At 60.5% G+C, this 23,463-nt stretch carries 22 protein-coding genes; 13 read left to right on the forward strand and 9 right to left on the reverse strand.

The genetic code is table 11. The features are described from left to right. Positions 1-60: 60 nt before the first annotated feature. From NW812_RS06450 to rplI, 5 genes are all read right to left on the reverse strand, one after another. Entirely contained in the window at positions 61-873 is an 813-nt protein-coding gene (locus NW812_RS06450; RefSeq protein WP_414395099.1) for a TerC family protein, read from the reverse strand. Between the two features lie 242 nt (positions 874-1,115). Beyond that, on the reverse strand, positions 1,116-1,922 hold the full coding sequence (larB, locus tag NW812_RS06455; protein WP_414395101.1) for a nickel pincer cofactor biosynthesis protein LarB: 807 nt from the start codon (positions 1,920-1,922) through the stop codon (positions 1,116-1,118). 23 nt (positions 1,923-1,945) lie between these two features. Further along, positions 1,946-2,839: a universal stress protein gene (locus tag NW812_RS06460; protein WP_414395103.1), complete on the reverse strand. Its 894-nt coding sequence runs from the start codon at positions 2,837-2,839 to the stop codon at positions 1,946-1,948. A gap of 109 nt (positions 2,840-2,948) precedes the next feature. Further along, complete coding sequence (dnaB, locus tag NW812_RS06465; RefSeq protein ID WP_011430392.1) at positions 2,949-4,724, reverse strand: replicative DNA helicase; 1,776 nt, start codon at positions 4,722-4,724, stop codon at positions 2,949-2,951. Positions 4,725-4,834: 110 nt separating this feature from the next. Next, complete coding sequence (gene rplI / locus NW812_RS06470; RefSeq protein ID WP_414395105.1) at positions 4,835-5,296, reverse strand: 50S ribosomal protein L9; 462 nt, start codon at positions 5,294-5,296, stop codon at positions 4,835-4,837. Positions 5,297-5,644: 348 nt separating this feature from the next. Between rplI and pstS the strand changes: the two genes are divergently transcribed. The 6 genes from pstS to NW812_RS06500 all read left to right on the forward strand — a co-directional run bounded on the left by pstS (position 5,645) and on the right by NW812_RS06500 (position 11,054). Next, positions 5,645-6,724 (forward strand): phosphate ABC transporter substrate-binding protein PstS, encoded by a 1,080-nt coding sequence (gene pstS / locus NW812_RS06475; RefSeq protein ID WP_414395107.1) that lies wholly within the window; start codon positions 5,645-5,647, stop codon positions 6,722-6,724. A gap of 71 nt (positions 6,725-6,795) precedes the next feature. Further along, positions 6,796-7,764: a phosphate ABC transporter permease subunit PstC gene (pstC, locus tag NW812_RS06480; RefSeq protein ID WP_414395108.1), complete on the forward strand. Its 969-nt coding sequence runs from the start codon at positions 6,796-6,798 to the stop codon at positions 7,762-7,764. A 6-nt stretch (positions 7,765-7,770) separates the two neighbouring features. After that, positions 7,771-8,670, forward strand: coding sequence for a phosphate ABC transporter permease PstA (gene pstA, locus NW812_RS06485; protein WP_099883929.1), 900 nt, complete (start codon positions 7,771-7,773; stop codon positions 8,668-8,670). Between the two features lie 36 nt (positions 8,671-8,706). Continuing rightward, positions 8,707-9,534, forward strand: coding sequence for a phosphate ABC transporter ATP-binding protein PstB (pstB, locus tag NW812_RS06490; protein WP_414395110.1), 828 nt, complete (start codon positions 8,707-8,709; stop codon positions 9,532-9,534). A 65-nt stretch (positions 9,535-9,599) separates the two neighbouring features. Further along, positions 9,600-10,427 (forward strand): TlyA family RNA methyltransferase, encoded by an 828-nt coding sequence (locus NW812_RS06495; RefSeq protein ID WP_414395112.1) that lies wholly within the window; start codon positions 9,600-9,602, stop codon positions 10,425-10,427. A 450-nt stretch (positions 10,428-10,877) separates the two neighbouring features. After that, on the forward strand, positions 10,878-11,054 hold the full coding sequence (locus tag NW812_RS06500) for a hypothetical protein (protein WP_414395113.1): 177 nt from the start codon (positions 10,878-10,880) through the stop codon (positions 11,052-11,054). 45 nt (positions 11,055-11,099) lie between these two features. On the opposite strand, the gene pip is transcribed toward NW812_RS06500, so the two are convergent. Both pip and NW812_RS06510 read right to left on the reverse strand, forming a co-directional pair. Further along, positions 11,100-12,050, reverse strand: coding sequence for a prolyl aminopeptidase (gene pip, locus NW812_RS06505; protein WP_414395115.1), 951 nt, complete (start codon positions 12,048-12,050; stop codon positions 11,100-11,102). Between the two features lie 14 nt (positions 12,051-12,064). After that, positions 12,065-14,266, reverse strand: coding sequence for a glycoside hydrolase (locus NW812_RS06510; protein WP_414395116.1), 2,202 nt, complete (start codon positions 14,264-14,266; stop codon positions 12,065-12,067). A gap of 119 nt (positions 14,267-14,385) precedes the next feature. Here NW812_RS06510 and NW812_RS06515 point away from each other — a divergent pair, with 119 nt between their 5' ends. The 3 genes from NW812_RS06515 to NW812_RS06525 all read left to right on the forward strand — a co-directional run bounded on the left by NW812_RS06515 (position 14,386) and on the right by NW812_RS06525 (position 17,473). Continuing rightward, on the forward strand, positions 14,386-14,928 hold the full coding sequence (locus NW812_RS06515) for an HNH endonuclease (RefSeq protein ID WP_414395118.1): 543 nt from the start codon (positions 14,386-14,388) through the stop codon (positions 14,926-14,928). A gap of 47 nt (positions 14,929-14,975) precedes the next feature. Beyond that, a complete protein-coding gene (locus NW812_RS06520) occupies positions 14,976-15,524 on the forward strand; it encodes a phycobiliprotein lyase (RefSeq protein WP_414395120.1) in 549 nt (182 codons plus the stop codon). An 83-nt stretch (positions 15,525-15,607) separates the two neighbouring features. Then, on the forward strand, positions 15,608-17,473 hold the full coding sequence (locus NW812_RS06525) for an AAA family ATPase (protein WP_414395121.1): 1,866 nt from the start codon (positions 15,608-15,610) through the stop codon (positions 17,471-17,473). Here NW812_RS06525 and glcD read toward each other — a convergent pair. Further along, positions 17,470-18,960 carry a glycolate oxidase subunit GlcD gene (gene glcD, locus NW812_RS06530; RefSeq protein WP_414395122.1) on the reverse strand — a complete coding sequence of 497 codons (1,491 nt, stop codon included), beginning with the start codon at positions 18,958-18,960 and terminating at the stop codon, positions 17,470-17,472. The two genes, NW812_RS06525 and glcD, sit on opposite strands and share 4 nt — an antisense overlap. A gap of 61 nt (positions 18,961-19,021) precedes the next feature. Here glcD and NW812_RS06535 point away from each other — a divergent pair, with 61 nt between their 5' ends. From NW812_RS06535 to NW812_RS06550, 4 genes are all read left to right on the forward strand, one after another. Beyond that, the gene (locus tag NW812_RS06535; RefSeq protein WP_414395124.1) at positions 19,022-20,254 is read left to right on the forward strand and encodes a class I SAM-dependent methyltransferase; all 1,233 of its coding nucleotides are present in this window, start codon (positions 19,022-19,024) and stop codon (positions 20,252-20,254) included. A 92-nt stretch (positions 20,255-20,346) separates the two neighbouring features. Continuing rightward, on the forward strand, positions 20,347-20,547 hold the full coding sequence (gene rpmI, locus NW812_RS06540) for a 50S ribosomal protein L35 (protein ID WP_414395125.1): 201 nt from the start codon (positions 20,347-20,349) through the stop codon (positions 20,545-20,547). Between the two features lie 80 nt (positions 20,548-20,627). Then, positions 20,628-20,984, forward strand: coding sequence for a 50S ribosomal protein L20 (rplT, locus tag NW812_RS06545; protein ID WP_414395127.1), 357 nt, complete (start codon positions 20,628-20,630; stop codon positions 20,982-20,984). Between the two features lie 5 nt (positions 20,985-20,989). Continuing rightward, the gene (locus tag NW812_RS06550) at positions 20,990-21,790 is read left to right on the forward strand and encodes a transporter substrate-binding domain-containing protein (RefSeq protein ID WP_414395128.1); all 801 of its coding nucleotides are present in this window, start codon (positions 20,990-20,992) and stop codon (positions 21,788-21,790) included. Positions 21,791-21,800: 10 nt separating this feature from the next. Here NW812_RS06550 and purH read toward each other — a convergent pair whose 3' ends face one another. Continuing rightward, positions 21,801-23,414, reverse strand: a complete 1,614-nt coding sequence (gene purH, locus NW812_RS06555; protein ID WP_414395130.1) for a bifunctional phosphoribosylaminoimidazolecarboxamide formyltransferase/IMP cyclohydrolase — start codon at positions 23,412-23,414, stop codon at positions 21,801-21,803. Between the last annotated feature and the right edge of the window lie 49 nt (positions 23,415-23,463).

Below are 23,463 nucleotides of genomic sequence, written 5' to 3' on the forward strand. Positions count from 1 at the left end.
GGCTTGCCTCCACTGCTAGTCTACAAGGCCCTTCCCCTGCCCGGACAACCTGCTGGCGATTTAGTCCAACTGTAGCTCGGCGGCAGACTCCACTTCAGCAAGAGCGGCTAAGCCGGCGGGGATCTCCTCTGTTAGACGGGGCAGAGCCGAATCTGGCTGGGCCACGGCTGGGGGAGAAGGACTGCGGCGCTGGGAGAAGCCCCAGACAAATACAGGGAACACAGCCACCACCATTCCCCAGTCCGGGATCTCGATCTGGGGGAAGAACACCTCCAGCAGCATGAGGCTTCCCACTAGGGCGATGATGGCAAAGGCAGCATCTTCCAGGCGGGAAAACTCATCCAGCCAGCGCAAGAACAAAGAGGCCATGTAGCGCATCAGGGTAATGCCGAGGATACCGCCAAGGATGATCACCCACGCCTTGCGGGAGACGGCCACGGAAGCAGCAATGCTGTCGAAGGAAAACACAAGGTCGGTGAGCTCCACCATGACCAGCGTTTGCCAAAAATTGGCCTGGCGAGTGATGTCCTGCGCTGGGCCTTCTTCTTCCCCGCGAAAATGTTGCCAGGCCAGCCAGAGCAGGTAGCAGGCCCCCAAGAATCGCGCGGGCGGGTACTCGACCAACCACACCGCTGCAAACACGATGGCAATACGAAAGCCATAGGCGCCGACGATGCCCCAGCGCAAAGCCCGGTTCTGCTGCTGGGGGGTGGGCAAATGCTTGACCAAAGCAGCCAAGGCGACAGCGTTATCGGCAGAGAGGGCCGCCTCCAAAAACACCAGAGCCACCACCAAAAAGAGATCCGCCCAACTAAAGGACTGAATTATCCCTTGAACAAGAGCCACAGCGGTGTCTATTGCCTTGATTGCCATAGCAGCGAGCTTCCTGTGCTCCGGTCAAAGAGTCGTTCGTCCCGTGCAGCCAACCCCAGACGGCTATCCTACGTCCATAACCCCCCTTTCGGAAGATTTTTGTGGTCGTTGAGGAAGCGCCCCAAGAAGGGTAGCTGGAGAAAGGCTCGACCCCTCAGCTTCCTCCCAGCGGAGAACTTCAAAGCTCCAGCATAGCTATGGCCCGAGTATAGCTTGTCCAGCTTAGGATCGTTTTACATTTCTTAACCTTCCCTATCTCCAGGAGTTGCAGGCGAAGGCAATCGCGTCGCTAGCCGCTGTCCACAGCGCAGGATCTGGCCTGCCAAAATGGCCGCCCCAAAGCCGTTGTCGATGTTCACCACTCCCACTCCCGCCGCACAGGAGTTGAGCATGGTCAGTAGGGCAGCCAAGCCCTGGAAGCTGGCCCCGTAGCCAACGCTGGTGGGCACAGCGATTACCGGACAGTCTGCCAGGCCCGCCACCACGCTGGCCAAGGCTCCCTCCATGCCTGCCACTACAATGAGCACATCGGCTTCCAGAGCGGCGCGGTGGTGCAGCAGGCGGTGGATCCCGGCCACTCCCACATCCCAGAGGCGGTTGACCTGAAACCCGGAGAGCTCGGCGGTGAGAGCGGCCTCTTCAGCCACCGGCACGTCGGCAGTGCCAGCGGAGATCACGCTAATCTGGCCGGGATAGCTATGCACCTTTTGGGGAGGGATCCAGCACAAGCGCGCTACAGGAGAATACTGGGCCTGGGGCAAGCGGCAGCGAACTTGGGCATAGACCGAGGGATCGACGCGGGTGGCCAAAGCTAGGGATCCCTGGCGGTGCAGCCGCTCCAGAATCTGGGCAATCTGCTCGGGAGTTTTGCCCGGCCCCCACACGGCTTCGGGAAAGCCGGTGCGCAGAAGGCGATGGTGATCCACACGGGCGAAGTCTCCTACCGCCTCAAAAGGCAGGAAGCGACAGGCTTGCAGGGCCTGCTCGGGAGAGAGCTTCCCCTGAGCCACCGCCTGGAACAGTTCCTTCAAGGTTTGGTCAAGCGGCATAGAAGGGGGGTTGGGCAGCTCTACTACGCTAAGGAACCGCGCGGGAAAAACAACACCGGATGCCAACTTTGCCGTAGAATCTCGCCGGTGAGGCTACGGATTGACCACTCCCAAAAGGTCCCCACCCGTGGGGAGGCGGTGGCAATGGCGGTCATGTCCTCCTCAGCAGCGGTGGCTAGGATTTCCTGAAGCGGGGATCCCACCCGCACCAAGGCCCGCAACTGCACCGGTTTTACCTGCTCGACCAGCGGTTCGACTAACCGGGCCAAGTCGGCCTCGGCCCTGCGCTTGAGCTCTTCTGCCGGCGATCCCTGGTTGCGGCGAGCGCTGGGATCCACCACATAGAGCAGCGTAATGGCCTGACACTGGGAAGTTCCTGGCAGCAGTTGGCCAAGACGGCTGAGGAGCTGCCGGCGGGGCTCCTCAAAGTCAAAAGGCACTAGGAGGGAGCGAAATAGGTGGCGGCTGCGCAGGCGCAATTCTTCCAGAGTAAAGGCGGCGATGAGTTGCGGACGCATCACCATTACCGGGATGGTCAACTTCGGCAGCAGCTCCAAGGTGGTGCTTCCAAACAGTTTTTCGGTGAGCAGATTGTGGATCCCCATGCCTGTGATTAGCAAGTCGGAGCTGCAGGTTTGGATCCCTCTTAAAATCAGATCCACCGCCTTGCCCGCCTGCACCAAGACTTTGACTTCCAGCCCTGCAGGAACGGCGCTCAACACCTCTTGTAAGCGAGCCTGTTGCGCCTGCACTTTGGGGGTGAGGTCTTCGGGAAGGCCAATGTCGTCGTCCTGCCGAGCAACGCTATGCACAAAAGCAACGCGCTCAATCCCATTCAGGTAAAGCTCTTCTAGGCATTTGCCAAAACGCTGCAGTCCATCGCGGCAATCGGTGGCGATCAACAGGCTTTTGAACATATGGCTTTAGGCAGAGGGAGGTAGCCAGCAACAGCGACCTGCCCTAGGGGGCAATCTCAGGCTAACACCTCGCACGCCTGGGGCTGTCCTTCTCTACCGCGGCTTTCGCTCACCGATAGGGATCCGCCAAGTTGCGAAACTGGGTGTACTGGCTTTCAAACAAAAGGCGCACCGTGCCCGTGGGGCCGTTGCGGTGTTTGGCAACAATTACCTCCGCAATTCCGCGATCGCTGGTGTTGGGATCGTAGTACTCGGGCCGGTAGATCATCATCACCACGTCGGCATCCTGCTCGATGCTGTTGTGCACCAGCAGGCCGTTGGCCACAAAGTTGTGGTGGCGGGGCATCTCGATGTCGTAAACCGGTTGCGGCTCCCCCGGCTCGCTAATGAAGACGACGGGATCCCAGATCAACCCCTCCTGCACCACCACCGCCACCTCCTCTTCCAGTTGCAGCTCGTCGAGGGTTTTCCAGCCGTCCCGAGTTAGGAAAGGGTGGTTGCCAGTGGCACGAATGGAAAAGTTGAGGCGGGTTTTTAGAAGACATGTGGGCTGCCGCCCACTGCAAAATACCCTCACTGGCTGTTGGGGCACCAGCCGCCCGCGCCCATTGAGGCTAAGCAGGCGCGGCAGTTCTGCTGAAGGCGGCAGGGCTGCCAGTTGCTCCAGCCGCCAGATCTTGCCGCGATCCACGTCCCTCACGCGGGTATCGCCGGCTAGACAACCCGACTCCCGCAAATCTGCCAGTTGCGGACGCTTGTCTGAGCGCGACTCCACTGCCCGGCTGAGCTGAGATAGCACCAGCACCGGCACCATCAGCTCTTTGGCTAGCGCCTTGAGGCCGCGGGTAATGCGCGACAATTCCTGCACCCGGTTGTCGGACTCAGATCCCTGGATGAGCTGCAAGTAGTCGATCAACACCAACCCCAACGTCCCTCCTTGCTCCACCTGCAGACGCCGCGCCTTAGAGCGAATTTCTGTAACCGTGCAGTTGGGCGTGTCGTCGATAAACAAAGGCAGTTGCGACAAAAAGCCAATCGCCTGCCCCAGGCGTTGCCACTCATTCTCGCTGATGCGCCCGGATCGCAGACGGCTACTATCAATGCGCGCCTCGCTGGCCAAGAGCCGCTGCACCAGTTGCTCCCGCGACATCTCCAGGCTGAAGATGGCCACCGGTTGCTTGACGTAGGCAGCCACATTTTGGGCAATGTTAAGAGCCAGGCTGGTCTTTCCCATCGAAGGACGGCCGGCTAGGATGACCAAATCCGACCGCTGCAAGCCCTGGGTCAGGTTGTCGAGGTCAATGAATTTGGTCGGGATCCCAGGGATCTGAGCCCCGCTCTGGAACCTCTCCTCCAACTCTGAGAAGATGTTTACCAAAACTTCCGAGGCTGGAACAAGGCTGCGCTGCACCCGTTCCTGGGTGAGGCTGAACACCTCTTGCTCGGCTCGATCCAGGAGCTGAGGGAGAGGCTGGCTAGTGTCGTAGGCCAGACGCGCCAAGGTGTTGCTGACTTGAATCAGCCGGCGGCGCATGTATTTGTCCACCACCAGACGGGCATACTGGTCGATGTTGACACTGCTAACCGTCTGCTCCACTAGGCGGCGAATTGCCGCCGTTCCTCCCACCCGCTCCAAGAGCTGGTGATCTGCTAACCAGGCAGAAACAGTGGTCAGGTCAGTGGGCTGGCCCTGGCTGTACAACTGCAGAGCAGCTCGGTAGATCTCCTGGTGGGCGGAGAGGTAGAACATCTCAGGCCGCAAGAGCTCCGCCACCCGCGCCATCGCCTCAGGGTCAAGGAGGATGCCGCCCAAGATCTCCTCCTCAGCTTCTATGTTCTGAGGCGGAAGCCGATCCCCACCGGTCAGGTCGTAATCGCTAATCACCACCAGCTAGGGTAAAAAAACCAAGCTCTCCCCCGCTCTCCGACTGCTAGGCTGCACACCCTAGCGCAGCGGGCCAAGTGGGCATAGCCGTCTGAACCAGAACCTCTTTTCTACCCAGGCGTGACCTGAATGCGCAGCGTAGCGGTAACCTCGGGGTGTAACTTCACCTGCACCAGGTAAACCCCAGTTTTCTTGATCTCCTCATCGAGTAGGACATTGCGGCGGTCGATATCGAGGCCACTGGTAGCCAGCACCACCTCGGCAATATCGCTGGCAGTTACCTGTCCAAAGAGCAGGTCTTTTTCGCCCACCTTCTTGCGGATGACAAAACGGCCAATCGTCTCCAAAGCCTTTTTGTAGTTTTCCGCCTGTTGCTTCTCAGCCAGCTTGCGGGCTGCTTCCTGCTCCCGCCGCATCTGCTGCTCCTTGAGAAGTCCAGGCGTAAGCCGCACCGCCATCTGCCGCGGGAAAAGGTAGTTGCGGGCATAGCCCGGCCTGACACTCACCACCTCTCCCGGCTTGCCGAGCCCAGGAACCGCCTGGCGCAGCATCACCTGCACATCTTTTGCCATAGGAGGAAGGCACCCACTCTCTTGACAGCCTTCTATTCTAGGCATTCCCCCGACCAATGTCAGCCCAGCCCCAGCCTCCCCCTGGGGTCTCTACCCTGATCAAGCCCGACAGTCGCGACCTCGGCTGCTGGGCCTGGAAATAACCTAGAAATAACCTGAATTTAACCTCTTGTTAACCAAAAAAGGGTTGACCTTACGTTACATTTAACGGCTGAGTTGCAAAGGCTGCGGTCTCAACGAGATCCTGTGCTTTCTTCGGCCCGGTGGACTGAACTCTTGGATTTAGGTTTCACAGTTGCAGCTTTTGGACCTGGGCTAGGACACGCTCTTCAGTGGAGAGATCTCTGTATGTTGGTGTCGCATTCCTTGGGTCGTCGTTCTTTCCTTAAGTCCTTGTCGGCAGTTGCTGCTGGTTTTGCGGCAAGTCAGGCCGGCTGGCAGCGAGTGTTTGCCCAGCAGAAGACGATAACCATCAACGGCGCTGGAGCTACCTTCCCGGCCCCCCTCTACCAAACGTGGGCCCAAGAATTTGGCAAGAAAAACCCCAACATCCAAGTCAACTACCAATCGGTGGGGAGCGGCGCTGGCCGTCAGCAATTTGTGGCCCGCACTGTCGACTTCGGCGCCAGTGATAGCGTGCCGCGTCCTGAGGAGATTAGCAAGATTGAGGGTGAAGCCAACCCTCCCAAGGGCATGGTGGCCGTGCCTATGGTGGGCGGGGCATTGGTGGCAGCCTATAACGTCCCCGGCGTAGGTCCTGAACTTCGCCTCTCTCGCCAGGCGCTGGCCAATATCTTCCTGGGCAAGATCAAGAAGTGGAACGATCCGCTGCTGGCTGGCCTTAACCCAGGGGTGACTCTCCCAGATCTGCCGATTACTGTTGTGCACCGCTCTGATGGCAGTGGCACCACCGACATCTTTACCACCCACCTCAACGCCATTAGCCCCGAATGGCGGCAAAAAGTGGGCCGTGGCTCTTCCGTGAACTGGCCAACTGGCGTGGGAGCTCGCGGTAACGAAGGCGTTTCTGAACAAATCAAGCAGATTCCTGGCTCAATCGGCTATGTGGAGTACGGCTTTGCTAAGCTCAACAACCTAAATTTCGCTCGCCTGGAAAACCGGGCAGGCAAGTTCGTCGTCCCCAAAGTTGAGACGGAGCAGGCAGCGCTGGCGAGAATCAAGCTCGACGAGCGGCTGCTGGGGGTTGACCCAGATCCCGAAGGGGAAGACTCCTACCCCATTGTGGGCTACACGTGGATCTTGGCTTACCAAGTCTACCCCAAAGCTGAAACCTCCAAGGCTGTCAAAGAGTTTCTTCGCTACGCCCTCACCGAAGGGCAATCCTTTGCGGAGCCGCTGGGCTATGTGCCTTTGCCGGAGGAAACGCGGAAGAAAGCTCTGGCTGCCCTGGAAAAAATCACTCCGTAGAGGTTTGGAAGAAAGCTCTGGCTGCCCTGGAAAGCATCACTTTGTAGAGGTTTGTACCCCCTACCCAGCAGATGACCACTACCTTTTCGGAGAGCAGTTCTCTATTTCGGCCCCGGCCCGTCTTCCAGCGCCGGCGCGACTGGCTATTTATTTGGGCAACGCGGATCGCCGTCTTTTTCTCGGCTTTCCTACTGTTGTGGATTGCCCTGGAGATTGGGATTCAGGCGCTACCTGCCATTCGGAAGTTCGGACTGGGCTTTTTCTGGGGCACCACCTGGGACCCTGTTGAGGACATTTACGGTGCTTGGCCCCAGATCTACGGCACACTGGTAACTTCTCTGATTGCTCTGATCGTGGGCGTTCCCTTAAGCTTTGGCATCTCCATCTTTTTGAGCGAGGACTTTTTGCCCAAGCCTTTGCGCACAGCCTTGATCATCGTGGTGGAGCTGCTGGCAGCCATTCCCAGTGTGGTCTACGGCATTTGGGGGTTGTTTATCTTCATCCCCTTCTTCCGCCCTATACAGATGTTTTTGTTCCAGCACTTCAACTGGCTGCCCATTTTCAGCACACCACCAGTAGGGCCTGGGATGCTGACATCGGGGGTTGTCTTGGGGATCATGATCATCCCCATCATTACTGCCATCGCCAGGGAAATGCTGGTGTCCGTTCCGCCAGAGTTGCGGGCGGCTGCCTATGCGATGGGAGCCACTCGCTGGGAAGCCATCTTTGGTGTCGTGCTGCCGGCAGCAATTGGCGGCCTCCTGGGAGCGGTGGTTTTGGGTTTGGGACGCGCCCTAGGGGAGACGATGGCAGTAGCGATGCTGATTGGGAATGCCCGCGGCATTAGCATCTCGCTTCTGGCTCCTGCCAGCAGCATCCCAGCCCTATTGGCCAACGAGTTTGCGGAAGCGGGCCCCGAGCAGGTTGCAGCACTTATGTATTTGGCCTTGATTCTGTTAGCCATCACTCTGGTGGTTAACATTGCGGCGGAGCTGATGATACGCCGTGTCAAGTTTGCGCTAACAGCTTCGCGGGAGTAGAGGAACATGACGGCGCAAGTGCAGGCGGTAGAGCAAGGCAATTGGTTTAAGCGCAGAGCGAAGCCCTGGCAGCGCATCTTCTTGGATGTAGGAATGACAGCGCTGACAGCTATCTCCAGCATCTTTGCCATTTTTGTGCTGGCTCTCATCCTCTACTACGTTTTCACCAGGGGCATCGAGCGCCTGAACTGGCAGACGCTGACCCAGCTTCCCCCTCCTCCGGGCGATCAGGTGGGCGGATTTGGCAATGCGGTGCTGGGGACGATTATTGTGGTGTCGATTGCTATCTCCATCACATTCCCCATTGGTCTATTCGCAGCCATCTATCTCTCGGAGTTTGGCAAAAACAGCCCCGCGGCCTCCTTTCTGCGCTTCGTTATCAAGGTGTTGACGGGGGTTCCCTCCATCATTGCCGGGGTGTTTGCCTATGGGGTGCTGGTGCTTTCCTCCAAAACCTTCTCGGCCCTTGCCGGCGGGATGGCTCTATCGGTGCTGACCCTGCCTATCATCATTTTGTCCTGTGAAGAGGCGCTGCGCCTGGTGCCGGCCGATACGCGGGCTGCTGCCTATGCGTTGGGGGCTTCGCGAGTGCAGACGGTGTTTCGCGTGGTGTTGCCAGCGGCTCTGCCGGTGATCCTGACGGGGGTGACGTTGGCCATTGCCCGCGCTGCAGGTGAGACGGCGCCCCTGATCTTCACGGCTTTGTTTAGCTTTCTCTGGCCCAGCGGTTTGTTGAAGCCAGTGGCCTCGCTGGCTGTGTTGATCTACAACTTTGCCCTTGTCCCCTTTGAAAACCAGCAGAAGCTTGCCTGGGGAGGGGCTTTGGCTCTGGTGATTTTGGTCCTGATTACCACCGTCAGTTTCCGGCTCCTTGTGAGTCGTCGCCAAGAAGCCATCACTATCTAAGCCTTGCAGCAACGTTATCCTCTTTTCAACACGCCTATGCGCTCTCCACTCTCTGACAAGTCGGGCTCTCCTGAGCAATCCACCCGGTTGGAGGTTGAACTAGAGACGCGGGATCTGAGCGTCTACTACGGCTCCCACCTGGCGGTTAAGCAGGTTTCCCTGAAGATCCCGAAAAATCACATCACAGCCTTTATTGGACCCTCAGGTTGCGGCAAGAGCACTATTTTGCGCTGCTTCAACCGCATGAATGACTTAATCCCAGGGGCAAGGGTAGAAGGCTCCGTTATCTTCCACGGGAAAAACATCTACGACCCGGATGTGGATCCCTCTGAGGTGCGGCGGCGGGTTGGCCTAGTGTTTCAGAAGCCCAACCCCTTCCCCAAATCCATCTACGACAACATTGCCTTTGGGCCCCGGATTAATGGCTACCAGGGGGATCTGGACGAGCTCGTGGAGCGGGCACTGCGCCAGGCCGTTCTCTGGGATGAGGTGAAAGATAAGTTGAGGATGAGCGCCCTTTCCCTCTCCGGTGGACAACAGCAGCGCCTCTGCATTGCCCGCACCCTGGCCATTCAGCCGGAGGTAATTCTAATGGACGAGCCTTGCTCCTCGCTGGATCCGATTTCTACGCTGCGCATTGAGGAGCTGCTTAAGGAATTGGGCCGTCGCTACACGATCATCATCGTCACCCACAACATGCAGCAGGCAGCTCGCGTGTCCGACTTCACTGCCTTCTTCAACACTGAACTTGACGAGAGAGGGATCCGCTACGGACGAATGGTAGAGTTTGACCGCACCGAGAAGATCTTCAACTCTCCCGCCAACCGCGAGACGGAAGAGTATGTGAGCGGGCGCTTTGGCTAAGTCGCGGCTGACAGAAGGGATCCCGGTCGTCTATCCTGATGGAGTGGAAGGCCAGTGGCTAGTGCATGGCCGATCGAGTCCGCCTGGATACCTGGCTGGTGGAGCGAGGGTATTTTTCTTCGCGCCAGCAGGCGCAGCGGGCTATCTTGGCGGGAGAAGTCTTCCTCAACGGAGTACGGGCGGAAAAAGCCGGGACGTGGGTAAGCGGAGATCCTGTAGTCCACATCCAGGCCAAGTCTGCTTTTGTCTCGCGAGGAGGAGAAAAGCTTCAGGGGGCACTGCAAGCTTTTCCCATTCAAGTCCAGGGTCGCATCTGTTTGGATGCTGGCATCTCCACTGGGGGCTTCACCGATTGCCTCCTGCGACGAGGGGCGCAGCGGGTCTATGGGGTGGATGTGGGCTATGGCCAATTGGCCTGGTCTTTGCGAACTGACCCGCGGGTAATCCTTAAGGAACGAACCAACTTGCGCTATCTTCAGCCAGCCGATCTCTACGGAACCGAGGTGCCCACTCCCAACTGGCCGGATCTGGCAGTGGTGGATCTCTCCTTTATTTCCCTGACTAAGGTGTTGGATCCTCTGTGGAAGCTGTTGCGCTCGCCGCGGGAAGCCTTGCTGCTAGTCAAGCCGCAGTTTGAGGCGGGCCGAGGCCAGGTGGGCAAAAGGGGGGTAGTGCGGGATCCGGCTATCCACGCTCGCGTGCTCCAGACGGTGATGCAGGCGGCAGTGAGTCGCGGTTGGCGGGTGCAGGGCTATACGTGGTCGCCTATCACTGGCCCTGCCGGCAACATCGAGTACTGGCTATGGCTTGCTGAAGGGGAAGGGATCCCTCTCCCCGACCTCGGTGCACTTCAGCAGATGAGCGAGCAGGCAAGAGCAGCTCTGTGCCCGTAGCTCCGCGCTGAGCTAAAACCCGGGGTAGACTTGACCTTGGCGGCGCTGGAACTGAAAAAAACAGGGGCACGCTGGTAGCAGATTGCTGGTGTCAAATCCAACTTGACGGAGGGAGGGAATCGCCGCCTCAATGGGTTGCAGGATTCACCACGGGTCATTTGAAGAAGTCTAAGCGGGCTCGAGCCAATTTTGCAACAAGAGTTTACGAAAATCCAGAGCTTTTTGCCTTAGTCTGTAACTCTTAACGCTCTTCTCATAGAGGCAGTGCTAGACTTCTCTTACCCAGTTAAAGGTATTGCCTAGCTGACCTACCCTCGAGCGCTCGGTTACTGAACCTCGAGAAGGGGTTGAGTTTGTTGCCTCTAGTTTTTGCCTAGCTTTGCCACTGCTTGCAGCAAGGTTAAGTCCTGTTCTTAAGTCTTTTTGAGGAGGAGTTGGAGGGACGCTGGGATGAACTATCAGACGGTCTGGATCAAGGAGGAGACCCGCAACCATCAAGGTCATTTTATCCCGCAATCGGAGTACATCCTAGTCGAGGCTAACTGCAACGGCTGGGCGCTCATTTGTGCGGACAATGCCCGCTGCTACTACGTAGATCCTGAAGCCCTTCAGTTTGAGCCAGGCTGAGGCTTGCTGCTGCTAGGCAACGGCAGGCCCTCTTTGCAGCCGTTCTTAGAGCTGGGCAAAGCGATCGGTGGCCGCCAGGAGGGCGGTGCGGATCCCAGGCTCGGTAATGGAATGGCCAGCGTCGGGGATCAGGTGAAACTCTGCCTCCGGCCAGGCCTGATGTAACTCCCAGGCGGAAAGGGGAGGGCAGACGACGTCGTAGCGCCCCTGGACGATGACGGCTGGCAGGTGGCGCAGGCGCTCTACCCCCTTGAGGAGTTGATCCTCTGTCTCCAAAAAACCGCGGTGGATGAAGTAATGGCACTCGAGGCGGGCGAGGGTCTCAGCAAAGCTCTCCTGGCCAAAGCGCTCGATGAGTTCAGGGCTGGGGATAAGCTTGCTGGTGCTGGCCTCCCAGATGGCCCAGGCACGGGCTGCCTTCAGGCGCACCTGCGGATTGGGGTCGTTAAGGCGGCGGTAGTAGGCTGCCAGCAGGTCACCCCGTTCCTCGGGGGGAATGGGCTCGAGGTAGTGTTGCCAGGCATCGGGGAAAAGGTAGCTGGCCCCCTCCTGGTAAAACCAGCGAATTTCGAAGGAGCGCAGCAGGAAAATACCGCGCAGGATAAAGCCCAGGCAGGAGTTGGGGTGGGTCTGGCCATAGGCCAAGGCGAGGGCGCTGCCCCAGCTCCCTCCGAAGACAAACCAGCGCTCAATGCCCAAGTGCTGGCGCAGCTTCTCAATATCGGCTACCAAATCCCAGGTGGTGTTCTCCCGCAGCTCGGCGTAGGGGCGGCTCCGGCCGCAGCCGCGTTGATCAAACAGCACCACTCGCCAGCGGCGGGGATCAAAGTACTGCCGGTAGAGGGGCTCGATCCCGCCCCCTGGGCCCCCGTGCAGAAACACCACTGGCTTGCCCTCTGGGTTGCCGCACTGCTCGTAGTAGAGGGTGTGCAGGGAAGAGACGGGCAGAAAGCCCTGGTCGTAGGGCTCGATGGGAGGGTAAAGCTCGCGCTGCATAGGCGGGATACTTGCTAGGGTCTACGCAGGGCAATGGTGGCCTTGGGGGGGATCCCTTCCAGAAAGGTTTCGCCGTCAGCAGCCACAATGGCAAACTGCAGCTCCTGCCCTGGCTGGGCGCCCAAATTGCTCCAGGGAATGGCCACCTCCAGGGAGGTATCTACCACGGCCTTGACCTGATGGCTGAGGGAGTGCCAGGTGTGGTACTCCCCTGCTTGGAGAAGTTGAGCCTCTACCTCCGCCGGGCGTTGACTAGGGGGCGGCAGCGACAGCCTCAACAGGTGGCGGTAGAGGTAGTTGAGAGGGGCTTCTGCGGGTAGTCCCTGCAGAGGGATGGGGCTGTTAAGGGTAATGCAGTTGGGATAAAACCAGAGCACCAGCAATTGCTTGGGCCGCTGCACCACCGAGTTAAAATCCAGCCGCAGATAGAGGTGGAAGTGATCGAAGCCATACCAGAGGCGGCGGACGGCGCTGTTGCGGTGCATGGTACCCCTGGCGGCGCTAATCTCCACCCGCCCGGCCTGGCTCCACTCCCGTTCGCTGGGACGGCCGTTGATGGCGGGATGGATAAACCCCTGCGGCAGCCGATCCCCTAGGCCGTCGTGATCCTCGAGGGGAAACTGCAGCACCGCCGGCACCGCCTCCCCCAGGGCGATGTAGATTGCCTGCAGGTGTTCCCGAAACAGCTGGTCGAAAACGGCGTCGTGGGCGGAAGAGTGCCCTGCCCCAAACCACCAGAACCAATCGGATCCCTCGGCGGCCCACAGAGCTTCCCAGGCTTGGGGGTTGGCGCGGGGGTGATCTTGAATCACCTGACGGGCCTGGGCTAAGAGCTCCCAGGCGCGGTTTTTGACGGGATCCCCAATCCAGGTGGTCAAGTCGGCCTCAATCCAGGAGCCGCTGTGCAGTTGTTCTGCCGGCAGAAACTCGGTGGGGGGAAACTGCTCCAAAAACTCCGAGACCGTCACTAGGCGCAGCGCGGGGTGCTGGCTGAGGCGGGCGTAGAGGTTTTCCAAGAAGGGCCGGCCATCTTGGGGGTAGTACTCCCAGCAGTTTTCCCCATCCAGAGCAATGGTGACCAGCCAAGGCTGTTCGGGAGGCAGGCGGTTGCGGATGTTCTCCAAGTGTCCAATGAGATCCTTGGCGGCAGCGTCGGCAGGCATGGCGCTGTAGCTAAAGCCAATGAGATCGGAAAGGCGGTGATCCCGAAAGACAATGGCCAGATCCCCTGCCTCGCTCTCCAGACGGTAGGGGCGGTAGAGCTTTTCCGGCTCGAGGACATGGCCCTGCCCGTCGCGGTGAAAGGGCTGGCCCAGGCTCCAGCCCAGCACTCCCTCGTCAGAGATGATCCACTCAAAGCCCTGCTTGCGCACGATAGGCACGATAGCGGGGCTGACCGCCTGTTCGGAAGGCCACAACCCCCGCGGCTCGCGGCCAAAGCGCTCCCGGTAGATCTGCTTGGCCCGCTCCAGCTGGCTGTGGACATCCTGCTCCCAGTGGAAGGGGTAGCGGGGCAGGGGCAGGCCAGGCCGAGCCACCCGCGCCGAGCGCTCGCTCACCAATAGAGGCAAGATGGGATGGGTGTAGGGGCTGGTGGTCAGCTCCAGTTGGCCGCTACTTTGCAACTTGGCGTGCTGGGGCAGGATGGCGGCCAGGATCTGCTGCTGCTTGGCGTAGATCCGCTGCCGATCCGAAAGGGTAAAGCCAGATCCCATCTTGATCCAGCCCTCGATCTCGGGATCTTCGTGGAAGAGGGGATCAAACCAGGACAGATTGTGCCAGGCCAGGAGGTCGCTGAAGTCTTGCGGTGTCCAGTACTGTAGGCACCAGTTGATCCCTTGGGATTCCCGCTGTTCGTAGAGTTGGCGATAGCGGGGGTAGGGCTCAATCATGGTGGGGTAGTGGCTGTCGAAGAAGCGCTCGACAATAAAGCGCCGCTGCTCTAGGGTAAGCTTTTCAACGGGGGAGAGGGTCAGTTCCAAGTAGGGATCGAAGGCCGAGCCGGCCACGTAGTCTTCAATTTGCACAATCAGGGAAGGCACCAGGTTAACCGTTTGGTGCAGGCGGGGATAGCGCTCCAGCAGCAAAACCAAGTCCAAGTAGTCTTTGATCCCGTGCAGGCGCACCCAGGGCAAGCGATACTTGCCTGCCAGCGGACTTTTGTAGAGGGGCTGGTGTTGGTGCCAAACCAGGGCAACATACAGGGGGTGGGTCATGGGAGGCACGGGCTCCAACCATCACCCGGATAGTAGCCCATCTGTCCAGGTCTCTAGGGAACCAACTTGCCATTGGCCCAATTTCCCAAGACAATGGCGGCAGATGGAAAAGCCAGGCCATGACTGCTGCCACCAACGTTCTAGAACAGTCGATTGTCGTCTTCTCCCAAAACTATTTGCCCATTAGCCGGGTCAATATTAAGCGGGCGATTGTCCTGCTGCTAACAGGCAAAGCAGAGCCGCTGAGGATGATGGATGTGCGGGTGTGGCAGGTGCGCTCCCCCAGCCGGGTCATCGAGGTGCCTGAGCACATTCGCCTCACCATCAAGGGCAAAGAGCGGCCCTGGCGGGTGCCTCCTGTTACTCGGCGCGAGGTTCTGCGGCGGGATCACTACACCTGCCAGTACTGTGGCAGCACCCATAACCTGACCCTAGACCACGTTATCCCTCTTTCCCGCGGTGGTTCCCACACCTGGGACAATGTGGTGACTGCCTGCGAGCGCTGCAACCAGCGCAAGGGCGACCGCACCCCCGAAGAGGCGGGGATGGTCCTGCGCAGTAAGCCGCGAGCTCCCCTCCATCCGACCGTGGCCTTTGCAGAGCAGTTCTGGCGGCAACAGCAAACTCGGCAAGAGCAAATCTCTGGCTACAGCCCAAGCTAGAATCGGCAAATCCCGGTTGCTATCGATGAGGATCCGCGTCGGCCATGATGACCGTAATGGAGTTTTTTGCCCTCAGCGCTGGCGAGTGGATGTGTCAGCGCACCAGCCATCACCTGGCCTTTCGCCGCTCTGAAGGGGGAAGGTCGCAGCTGCAAATTGTTACCCTGGCCGCAACCGATCCGGAAGTCATTCGGGTTTGCGAGCTGTTCAAGGTAGATCCACGGCGAGCCGTGGGGGCGGCGCGAGTCCAGTGGAATGGGGAGCAGGACTGGGACAACGAAGAGTACAAGGGCGAGGTGGTGCTGGTCCCAATTCCCGATCCTGACAACCCCATGCGCGGGCAACTGTTGCGGGATCAAGGCTATGCCGAGAAAGTGCCGGTGGCCGGTACCTACGTGATGGGAGCCGATGGCGCCCTCACCCTCTACACCGAGTACGAGATGACTGAGTCGGAGGAGCGCATTTGGTTTGCCAGCCCCAACCTGCGCCTGCGGACCAGCCTTGTGAAGCGCTTCGGCGGCTTTAGCATGGCTTCCTTCTGCTCTGAGGTGCGCAAACTCCCGCCCAGCCCCTCTCCCAGCCCAGCGGCGGCTTAGGCGCCAGCTTCCCCCTCTTGGGAGTTGGCTGGAAGGCTGGGGAGGATTCCATTGGCAGGTCAACTGGTGGGGAAAGCCCGGCTATGGTGGATCTCAGCAACTTTATCCAGGGCATAGAGCAGCTGATCGAGCTGGCCCAAAAGCTGGAGGAGAAAAAACAAAGTGGAGAACTGCGAACCGAGATCCGCATCCAGACCCGGCCTCTATCGACCTCCATCCCTCGCTCTGGTTCTATCCCCCGCCACTTCCAGACAGGGGATCCCGGCTGGAGCAGCAAGCTCCAGGGGATGGCTGCAACCTGCTCTCAGGAAGCCCCCGAGGCTAGTGGGCCAATCTCCGCTGAGCGCCCAGAGTCGAGGTCGGGGCTGCGCCTCAAGGACGTGGGGGGACTCAAGGAGCAACTCCAAGCCTTGCGGGAGCTGGTGGAGATCCCCCTCAAGCGGCCCGAGCTACTGGCCAAGTTGGGGCTAGAGCCGCCGCGGGGGGTGTTGTTGGTTGGCCCCCCTGGCACTGGCAAGACCCTGACGGCCCGCGCCCTGGCCGAGAGTTTGGGGGTGAACTGCATTGCCGTGGTTGGCCCGGAGCTAATGGGCAAGTACTACGGCGAGGCGGAGGCACGCCTGCGGCAGCTGTTTGAGAGAGCGGCTAAGTCTGCCCCTTGCCTGGTGTTTATCGACGAAATTGACGCCCTTGTGCCCAACCGCAGCACCGTCGAGGGGGAGGTGGAGAAACGCCTGGTGGCCCAGCTGCTGGGGCTAATGGACGGGTTTGTGGCCCAAAAAGGCATTGTTGTGCTAGCGGCTACCAACCGACCCGAAGCCCTGGATCCGGCCCTGCGGCGACCGGGGCGCTTTGACCGCGAGATTGTCTTCAAGGTGCCGGATCGGGAGGGGCGGCGGGAAATTCTCGCCATTCACACTCGCAGCATGCCTCTAGCAGAGGATGTGGATTTGGATAGCCTGGCAGAGCAAACGCTGGGCTTTGTGGGGGCAGATCTGCGCGGCCTGTGCCAGGCGGCGGCCTATGCGGCCTTACGGCGCCAGGTGCCGGATCTGGAATCCCCTATCCCAGAATCCCTGAAAGTAACGGCAGCGGACTTTCAGGAAGCTCTGCAACAGGTGAAGCCAGCGGTGTTGCGCTCAGTGGAAGTCGAGTCGCCCCAGGTGAGCTGGGATCAAATTGGCGGCCTGGAGCAGGCCAAGCAGGTGCTGCAGGAGGCCATTGAGGGATCCCTGCTGCACCCAGAGCTCTACGAGCAGGCCCAGGCCCATGCGCCCAAAGGGATCCTCCTCAGCGGGCCGCCCGGCACGGGTAAAACCCTCTTGGCCAAGGCCATCGCCTCCCAGGCCAAGGCCAACTTCATTGCTGTCTCCGGCCCAGAGCTCTTGAGCAAGTGGGTGGGATCCTCCGAGCAGGCGGTGCGGGAACTCTTTGCCCGTGCCCGCCAGTGCGCTCCTTGCGTGATTTTCATCGACGAGATCGACACCCTGGCGCCGGCGCGGGGCAGTTACTCCGGGGATAGCGGCGTCAGCGACCGCGTCCTGGGCCAACTGCTGGCCGAACTGGATGGGATCCGCCCCAGCCAGGGAGTCTTGGTGGTGGCTGCCACCAACCGCAAAGCCAGTTTGGATCCCGCCCTCACCCGCGCTGGCCGGCTGGAGCTGCACCTAAGCGTGGAACTGCCGGACCGCGCCGCACGGCGGGAAATCCTGGCCGTGCACAACCGCAGGCGGCCCCTAGGGCCAGATGTGGATCTGGAGGTGTGGGCCGAGCGCACGGAAGGCTGGAGTGGGGCCGATCTTGCTCTATTGAGCAACCGCGCCGCCATCGTTGCCATCCGCCGCCACCGGGCCACCTCTGAGGAGGTGGATCCCAAGGCTCTGGTCATCCGCCAGGAAGACTTTGCCCAGGCCTTTGCCGAGCTACAGCAGCAGCGACAGGTTAGCTAGAAAACGGGGATCCCTTGCCATTCCGGTTGCCGGTGGGCGTGGGCTGCCTCGCCGCAGGTGCGGGGAGTGGGAAAGATCTTGTCAGGGTTAGCGAGGCGCTGCGGGTCGAACACCTGCCGCACCCACTGCATGCTCTCCAAGTCCGTGGGCGTAAACATCTCCGACATGTAGCAGCGCTTGTCGGCACCGATGCCGTGCTCGCCAGAAATGCTGCCCCCCAGACGCACGCAGAGCTTGAGGATCTCGCCCCCCAGTTTTTCCACCTGCTCTAGGGATCCCGGCACCGACTCGTCGTAGAGGATTAAGGGGTGCAGATTGCCGTCGCCGGCATGAAACACGTTGGCCACCGGGTAGCCGTATTCGCGGCTGAGGCGCTCGATTTCTCTTAGGGCATAGGCGAGCTGGCTGCGGGGGATCACCCCATCTTGGACGTAGTAGTTGGGGCTGAGCTTGCCCATGGCGGCAAAGGCTGCCTTGCGCCCCTTCCACAGACGCGCCCGCTCTTCTGGGCTGGAGGCAACTTGCACCTGGCGCGCCCCGTTTTTCAGGCACAGGGCCTTTACCTGCTGGCTGGCTTCCTCCACCTCCAGCTCCAGGCCGTCCACCTCCACCAGCAAGATGGCCGCCGCATCCCGTGGGTAGCAGCCCGACTGCACCACATCCTCAACGGCGTTGATGCTGAAGTTGTCCATGATCTCCAGGCCGGCGGGGATGATCCCAGCGGCGATGATGTCGGAAACGGCAGCTCCTGCTGCCTCGACACTGTTAAAATCCGCCAGCAAAACCTGCACCTGGGCCGGCGCCTTGAGCAAGCGCAGGGTAATCTCGGTAGCAATCCCCAGGGTGCCCTCGGAGCCGACAAACAGGCCCACCCAGTCGTAGCCGGGCATCTCCGGGATCTTGCCCCCCCAGCGCACCACCTCCCCATCCGGCAGCACCACCGTCAGGCCGAGAATGTGATTGGCTGTTACACCGTATTTGAGGCAGTGGACGCCGCCTGAGTTTTCCGCCACATTGCCGCCGATGGAGCAAACTGACTGGCTAGAGGGATCCGGGGCATAGAAATAGCCTTGGGCAGCCACTGCCTGGGTAATCCAGGCGTTAATCACCCCCGGCTGCACCACCATGCAGCGGTTCTCCAAGTCGATTTCCAGGATTTGCTTCATCAGGGTGGTAGCGATGACGACGCTGTTTTCCACAGGCAGCGCTCCCCCCGATAGCCCAGTGCCGGATCCCCGCGCCACAAAGGGCACCCCGTAGCGGCTGCACAGCTTTACCACCTGGGCCACCTCTTCTGTTGTGCGCGGCAATACCACCAGAGCCGGCCTTTGCCGGTAACTGGTCAGCCCGTCGCATTCGTAGACCAGCAGCTCCTCCGGCTTGCTAATCACCCGCTTGGGATCCAAAACCTTTTTCAGCTCAGCCGTCAGCTTGATCCAATCGAAAGTCAGGCCGGTTTGCAAAAGGTGAGAGGAGCGGACAACCATTTAAACTGCAGGGGGATATCGTCTCTGGAGTCTTGAGGTCCAGCTTAACCCGACAGCGCCTATGCAGCCCTCCTCCCGCAGTGCAGAAGAGATCCTCCAGCAAGTGCGGCAGCTCTACGAGCTCTACCCTTTCCCACCGCAGCCCATCGGCACTGTTCCCCCGCCGGGGTGGAACTGGCGCTGGAGTTGGCCCCAGGCCTATGCCTTTTGCACGGGATCCCATCCGGGCCGGCGCAAGGTGCGCATCTTGGATGCCGGCTGCGGCTCCGGAGTAGGGACGGAGTATATCGCCCACCAGAACCCCAACGCCGAAATCTGGGCTTTTGACCTAAGTAGCCGCGCCCTTGAAATTGCCGAGGCTCGCTGTCGGGCTTCCCAGGCGCCGCCAGTGCAGTTTTGCCAGCTCAACGTTTACGACATCGACCGGCTGCCAGGGCAGTTCGACTTCATCAACTGCGTGGGCATGCTCCACCACTTGCCGGACCCGGTGGCGGGGCTGCAGGCTTTGGCGAGCAAACTAGCTCCTGGCGGGATCCTGCATTTGTTTGTCTACGGCGAGCTGGGCCGCCATGAGATTCGCCTGATGCAGAAGGCCATTCGCCTCTTGGTCACCGGCTCCGAACACCAACCTCTCGCCTCCCCCGAGCAATTGCAAAAGGGCCTCCAGGTAGGTCGCCGCCTTTTCGAGATCTTGCCGGCAAGCAACCGCATCCAGCAGCAGGAACAGGCCCGCTGGGCCCTCGAGAACGTGGACGACGAATGCTTTGCTGACATGTACCTGCACCCGCAGGAGGTGGACTACAACATTGAGACCCTGTTTGAGCTCATTCGGGCTTCAGGGCTGCAGTTTCTGCGCTTTTCCAACCCCGAGTTCTGGCGGCTGGAACGGGTGTTGGGGCAGGACGAGGCCCTACTGGCCCAGGCGGCTCAACTGCCGGAGCTGGAGCGCTACCGCTTGATTGAGTTGCTGGACCCGGTGGTGGCCCACTACGAGCTGTTTCTTGGCAGGCCCCCCCTCCCCCGCTGGGAATGGACCAGTCCAGAAGCTGTGGCCTCGGCTGTGGCCCACCTCAGTCCCTGCCTGGGCCTGTGGCCGGGGCGGAGCATTTTCAACTACGCCTACGAGGCCATTTCCCTAAGCGAGGAGGCCTTTGCCTTCCTGCAGCAGGTAGACGGGATCCGCACCGTCCAAGCCATTCAAGAGAGCCTAGCCTCTCCCCTAAGCTGGTCGCAGCTACAGCAGTTGCTGCGCTGGCAAGTGCTGCTGTTGGAGCCGCAAGAGAACGGTTTTTGAGCGCCCTCGCCACTTAGCCGCGGAGAAAACTTGCTCCCCCAGGCCTTTCTACCCTATGCTGGAAGGCTGTGACTTTGCTCCAGCTCACTCCCATGCCCAAAATCAAAACTCGCAAGGCCGCCGCAAAACGCTTTCGCCTCACCGGCAACGGCAAGTTTATGCGCCGCCGGGCGGGGCACAACCACTTGCTCGAGCACAAAACCAGCAACCGCAAACGCAAGTTGGCTGGCGTGGCCCTGGTGAGCAAACAGGATCTGGCCAACGTGCGCCTGATGCTGCCCAACGCCCACTAGGTCCTCACCGGTTGCGGCCCAGCCAAAAGTCTTTGGGCTTGTCAATTGCAAGGTGTACTTGCCGGTATTGGGTTACTGCTATGAGAGTTAAACGCGGCAACGTTGCTCGCAAGCGTCGCAAGAAGATCCTCAAGCTGGCCAAAGGCTTCCGCGGAGCTGGCTCCAAGCTGTTCCGCACGGCTAACCAGCAGGTGATGAAAGCCCTGCGCAGCGCCTACCGGGATCGCCGCCGCAAGAAGCGGGATTTCCGCCGCCTCTGGATTGCCCGCATCAATGCCGCCACCCGCGCCCAGGGCCTGCGCTACAGCGAATTCATCGACGGCCTCAAAAAAGCCAATATCCAGCTCAACCGCAAAATGCTGGCCCGCCTGGCTTTCCTGGATCCCGAGGCCTTTACCCGGGTGGTGGAAGCAGCCCGCCAGTCCCGCGCTTCCTAGGGGGAATGGGATCCTGGTCTCCGTTGGCCGCGGCAATCCAGAAATCTTGCTTGGCGGCCAGCTTGGCTTTGGTTTGCCTGGGAAGGGGGAGCCCTGCCGCTGCCCGCCCTTGGCCGGAGATTGTCCGTTCGGGGCAGTTGCGAGTTGCGGTCAAAGACAACTTGAGGCCGCTGGGCTTTCGCGATCCCGAGGGCAAGCTGCAGGGGTTTGAGATTGAGCTAGCCCGCGAGCTGGGATCCCGGCTCCTGGGGTCAAGAGAGGCGGTGGAGCTGGTGCCGGTGGCCAATGTGGAGCGGCTGCAGGCAGTGGCCGCGGGGGAGGTGGATCTGGCCGTTGCCCAGATTGGCATCACGCCGGATCGGGCCCGCCAGGTGGAGTTTACCTCTGCCTACTATCAGGATGGCCCCAGCTTGGTGGTGGCCCGCTCCCAGAACTGGACAAGCTGGTCGGAGCTACGCGGCGCTCGCGTTGCCGTCCTGCGCGGATCTGCCGCTATTCCTCACCTCAATCGCTACCTCTCAGGGGTCGAGTTGGTGCCGGTGGATTCCTATCGGGAAGGGGCGGAGTTGCTCTTGAAAGGATCGGTGCAGGCCTGGACAGCAGACCGGTCGGTGCTGGCCGGGTGGCTGGCGGAGCACCCCCAGTTTCAGTTCTTGGGATCCCCCTTGGGGGCGGTGGGGCTGGGCATTGCCATGCCCAAGGGGCTGGAGCACGCTGAGTTGCGGCTGCGGGTGCGCCGCGAGCTAGAAAACCTGCGTGCCGAGGGCTGGCTGGCAGAGCGGGCCAGAGCCTGGGGTCTGCCCTGAGCTCTTGACCTCAGTGCCAAAAGTGACGGATGCCGGTGCAGACCATGGCGATACCCGCAGCATTGGCGGCGGCAATGGAGTCGGCATCGCGGATGCTGCCTCCCGGCTGAATGATGGCGCGGATCCCAGCGCGGGCTGCCGCCTCGACGCTGTCGGCAAAGGGGAAAAAGCCGTCGCTGGCCAAAACCGCTCCCGCGGCCCGTGGACCGGCCTGGCGAAGGGCAAGCTCGACGGCCCCCACCCGGTTCATCTGCCCTGCCCCGATGCCGAGGGTTTGCCCCTGGCGAGCAACGACGATGGCGTTGGATTTCACGTGTTTGCAGACTATCCAGGCAAACTCCAGATCCGCCCACTCCTCGGGGGTAGGCTGGCGCTCGGTCACCACCTGCCAGGAGGGTTGGCGAACGGATCCCTGCAGTCGGTCGGCCTCTTGCACCAGAAAGCCGCCGGCCAAGGTGCGAATGGTTTGGGCTGGCCCCACCTCAAAGTCCGGCAAAACCAAAAGCCGCAAGTTCTTTTTGGCCGCCAGTTGCTCTGCCGCTTCAGGCGTGCAGCCGGGGACAACCACGCACTCCAAAAAAGGCTCCGCCAGCCGCCGGGCGGTCTCCGCATCCAAGGTTTGGTTGAGGGCAACGATGCCCCCAAAGGCGGAAACGGGATCGGCAGCCAAAGCAGCCTCCAGAGCGGCAGCTAGGGTTGGGCGAACGGCTACCCCACAGGGGTTGTTGTGCTTGACAACCACCGCTACCGCTGGCTTAGAGCCGTTGGCAAGTCCTATGCTCAGTTCTGCCGCCAGGGCGCGGGCCGCTTCCAGATCCAGCAGGTTGTTGTAGCTTAGCTCTTTCCCCTGTAACTGCTTGGCTCGATGCCAGCCAGGGGCAGCCGCATCCACCACATACCAGGTGGCAGCCTGGTGGGGGTTTTCCCCGTAGCGCAGGCGTTGCCACGGGATCCCTTGCAGGTGAAAAACCTGTTCAGCAGCGCCTGCAGAAGCTGGAGGTTGAGAGGGTTGGGACAGCTCTGAGCGGGCCAGATAGTTGACGATGGCGCGGTCGTAAGCTAAGACCCGCTCAAAGGCGCGGCGGGCACACTGGAAGCGAAAGGCCAGCCGTTCCGCCTCGCTGGAGGCGCTAGAGAGCAGTTGCAAATACTGAGGGTACTGGCTGGGATCCGTGAGCACCGTAACATAGGGATAATTTTTGGCCGCTGCCCGCACTAACGTCGGCCCGCCGATGTCGATCTGCTCCAAAGCCTCCTCCAGAGCCCCTCCGGGTTGGGCCACCGTCTGCTCGAAAGGGTAGAAGTTGACCACCACCAGTTGGATGGGCGGGATCCCCAGCGCCTCCAAGTCTGCCCGGTCTTCGCTGCGCTCCAGGCGAGCCAAAATGCCGCCGTAGATGCGGGGGTGCAGCGTTTTCACCCGTCCCCCCAGAATCTCCCGCGCACCGGTGTGGGCCGAGATGGGGGTAACCGGGATCCCAGCTTCAGAGAGCACCTTGGCCGTACCGCCGCTGCTGACCAGTTGAAAGCCGTGCTCCTGGACAAGTGCCTTAGCCAGGGGGACAAGGCCAGTTTTATCAAAGACGCTGAGGAGGGCCAAAGGGGGGAAGGGCTGAGTAGGCATAGGTTGTCGGTAGATACGCTGGTGGCCTCTGGATTCCACGCCATAGGAT

Origin of the sequence: Synechococcus sp. O70.2, assembly GCF_047462135.1 — a bacterium.
Lineage (GTDB): Bacteria > Cyanobacteriota > Cyanobacteriia > Thermostichales > Thermostichaceae > Thermostichus.

Coding starts and splice junctions, on each gene's coding strand:
- NW812_RS06450 (WP_414395099.1), bottom strand. CDS start 873: ATGGCAATCAAGGCAATAGACACCGCTGTGGCTCTTGTTCAAGGGATA.
- larB (WP_414395101.1), bottom strand. CDS start 1,922: ATGCCGCTTGACCAAACCTTGAAGGAACTGTTCCAGGCGGTGGCTCAG.
- NW812_RS06460 (WP_414395103.1), bottom strand. CDS start 2,839: ATGTTCAAAAGCCTGTTGATCGCCACCGATTGCCGCGATGGACTGCAG.
- rplI (WP_414395105.1), bottom strand. CDS start 5,296: ATGGCAAAAGATGTGCAGGTGATGCTGCGCCAGGCGGTTCCTGGGCTC.
- pstS (WP_414395107.1), top strand. CDS start 5,645: ATGTTGGTGTCGCATTCCTTGGGTCGTCGTTCTTTCCTTAAGTCCTTG.
- pstC (WP_414395108.1), top strand. CDS start 6,796: ATGACCACTACCTTTTCGGAGAGCAGTTCTCTATTTCGGCCCCGGCCC.
- pstA (WP_099883929.1), top strand. CDS start 7,771: ATGACGGCGCAAGTGCAGGCGGTAGAGCAAGGCAATTGGTTTAAGCGC.
- pstB (WP_414395110.1), top strand. CDS start 8,707: ATGCGCTCTCCACTCTCTGACAAGTCGGGCTCTCCTGAGCAATCCACC.
- NW812_RS06495 (WP_414395112.1), top strand. CDS start 9,600: ATGGCCGATCGAGTCCGCCTGGATACCTGGCTGGTGGAGCGAGGGTAT.
- NW812_RS06500 (WP_414395113.1), top strand. CDS start 10,878: ATGAACTATCAGACGGTCTGGATCAAGGAGGAGACCCGCAACCATCAA.
- pip (WP_414395115.1), bottom strand. CDS start 12,050: ATGCAGCGCGAGCTTTACCCTCCCATCGAGCCCTACGACCAGGGCTTT.
- NW812_RS06510 (WP_414395116.1), bottom strand. CDS start 14,266: ATGACCCACCCCCTGTATGTTGCCCTGGTTTGGCACCAACACCAGCCC.
- NW812_RS06515 (WP_414395118.1), top strand. CDS start 14,386: ATGACTGCTGCCACCAACGTTCTAGAACAGTCGATTGTCGTCTTCTCC.
- NW812_RS06520 (WP_414395120.1), top strand. CDS start 14,976: ATGACCGTAATGGAGTTTTTTGCCCTCAGCGCTGGCGAGTGGATGTGT.
- NW812_RS06525 (WP_414395121.1), top strand. CDS start 15,608: ATGGTGGATCTCAGCAACTTTATCCAGGGCATAGAGCAGCTGATCGAG.
- glcD (WP_414395122.1), bottom strand. CDS start 18,960: ATGGTTGTCCGCTCCTCTCACCTTTTGCAAACCGGCCTGACTTTCGAT.
- NW812_RS06535 (WP_414395124.1), top strand. CDS start 19,022: ATGCAGCCCTCCTCCCGCAGTGCAGAAGAGATCCTCCAGCAAGTGCGG.
- rpmI (WP_414395125.1), top strand. CDS start 20,347: ATGCCCAAAATCAAAACTCGCAAGGCCGCCGCAAAACGCTTTCGCCTC.
- rplT (WP_414395127.1), top strand. CDS start 20,628: ATGAGAGTTAAACGCGGCAACGTTGCTCGCAAGCGTCGCAAGAAGATC.
- NW812_RS06550 (WP_414395128.1), top strand. CDS start 20,990: ATGGGATCCTGGTCTCCGTTGGCCGCGGCAATCCAGAAATCTTGCTTG.
- purH (WP_414395130.1), bottom strand. CDS start 23,414: ATGCCTACTCAGCCCTTCCCCCCTTTGGCCCTCCTCAGCGTCTTTGAT.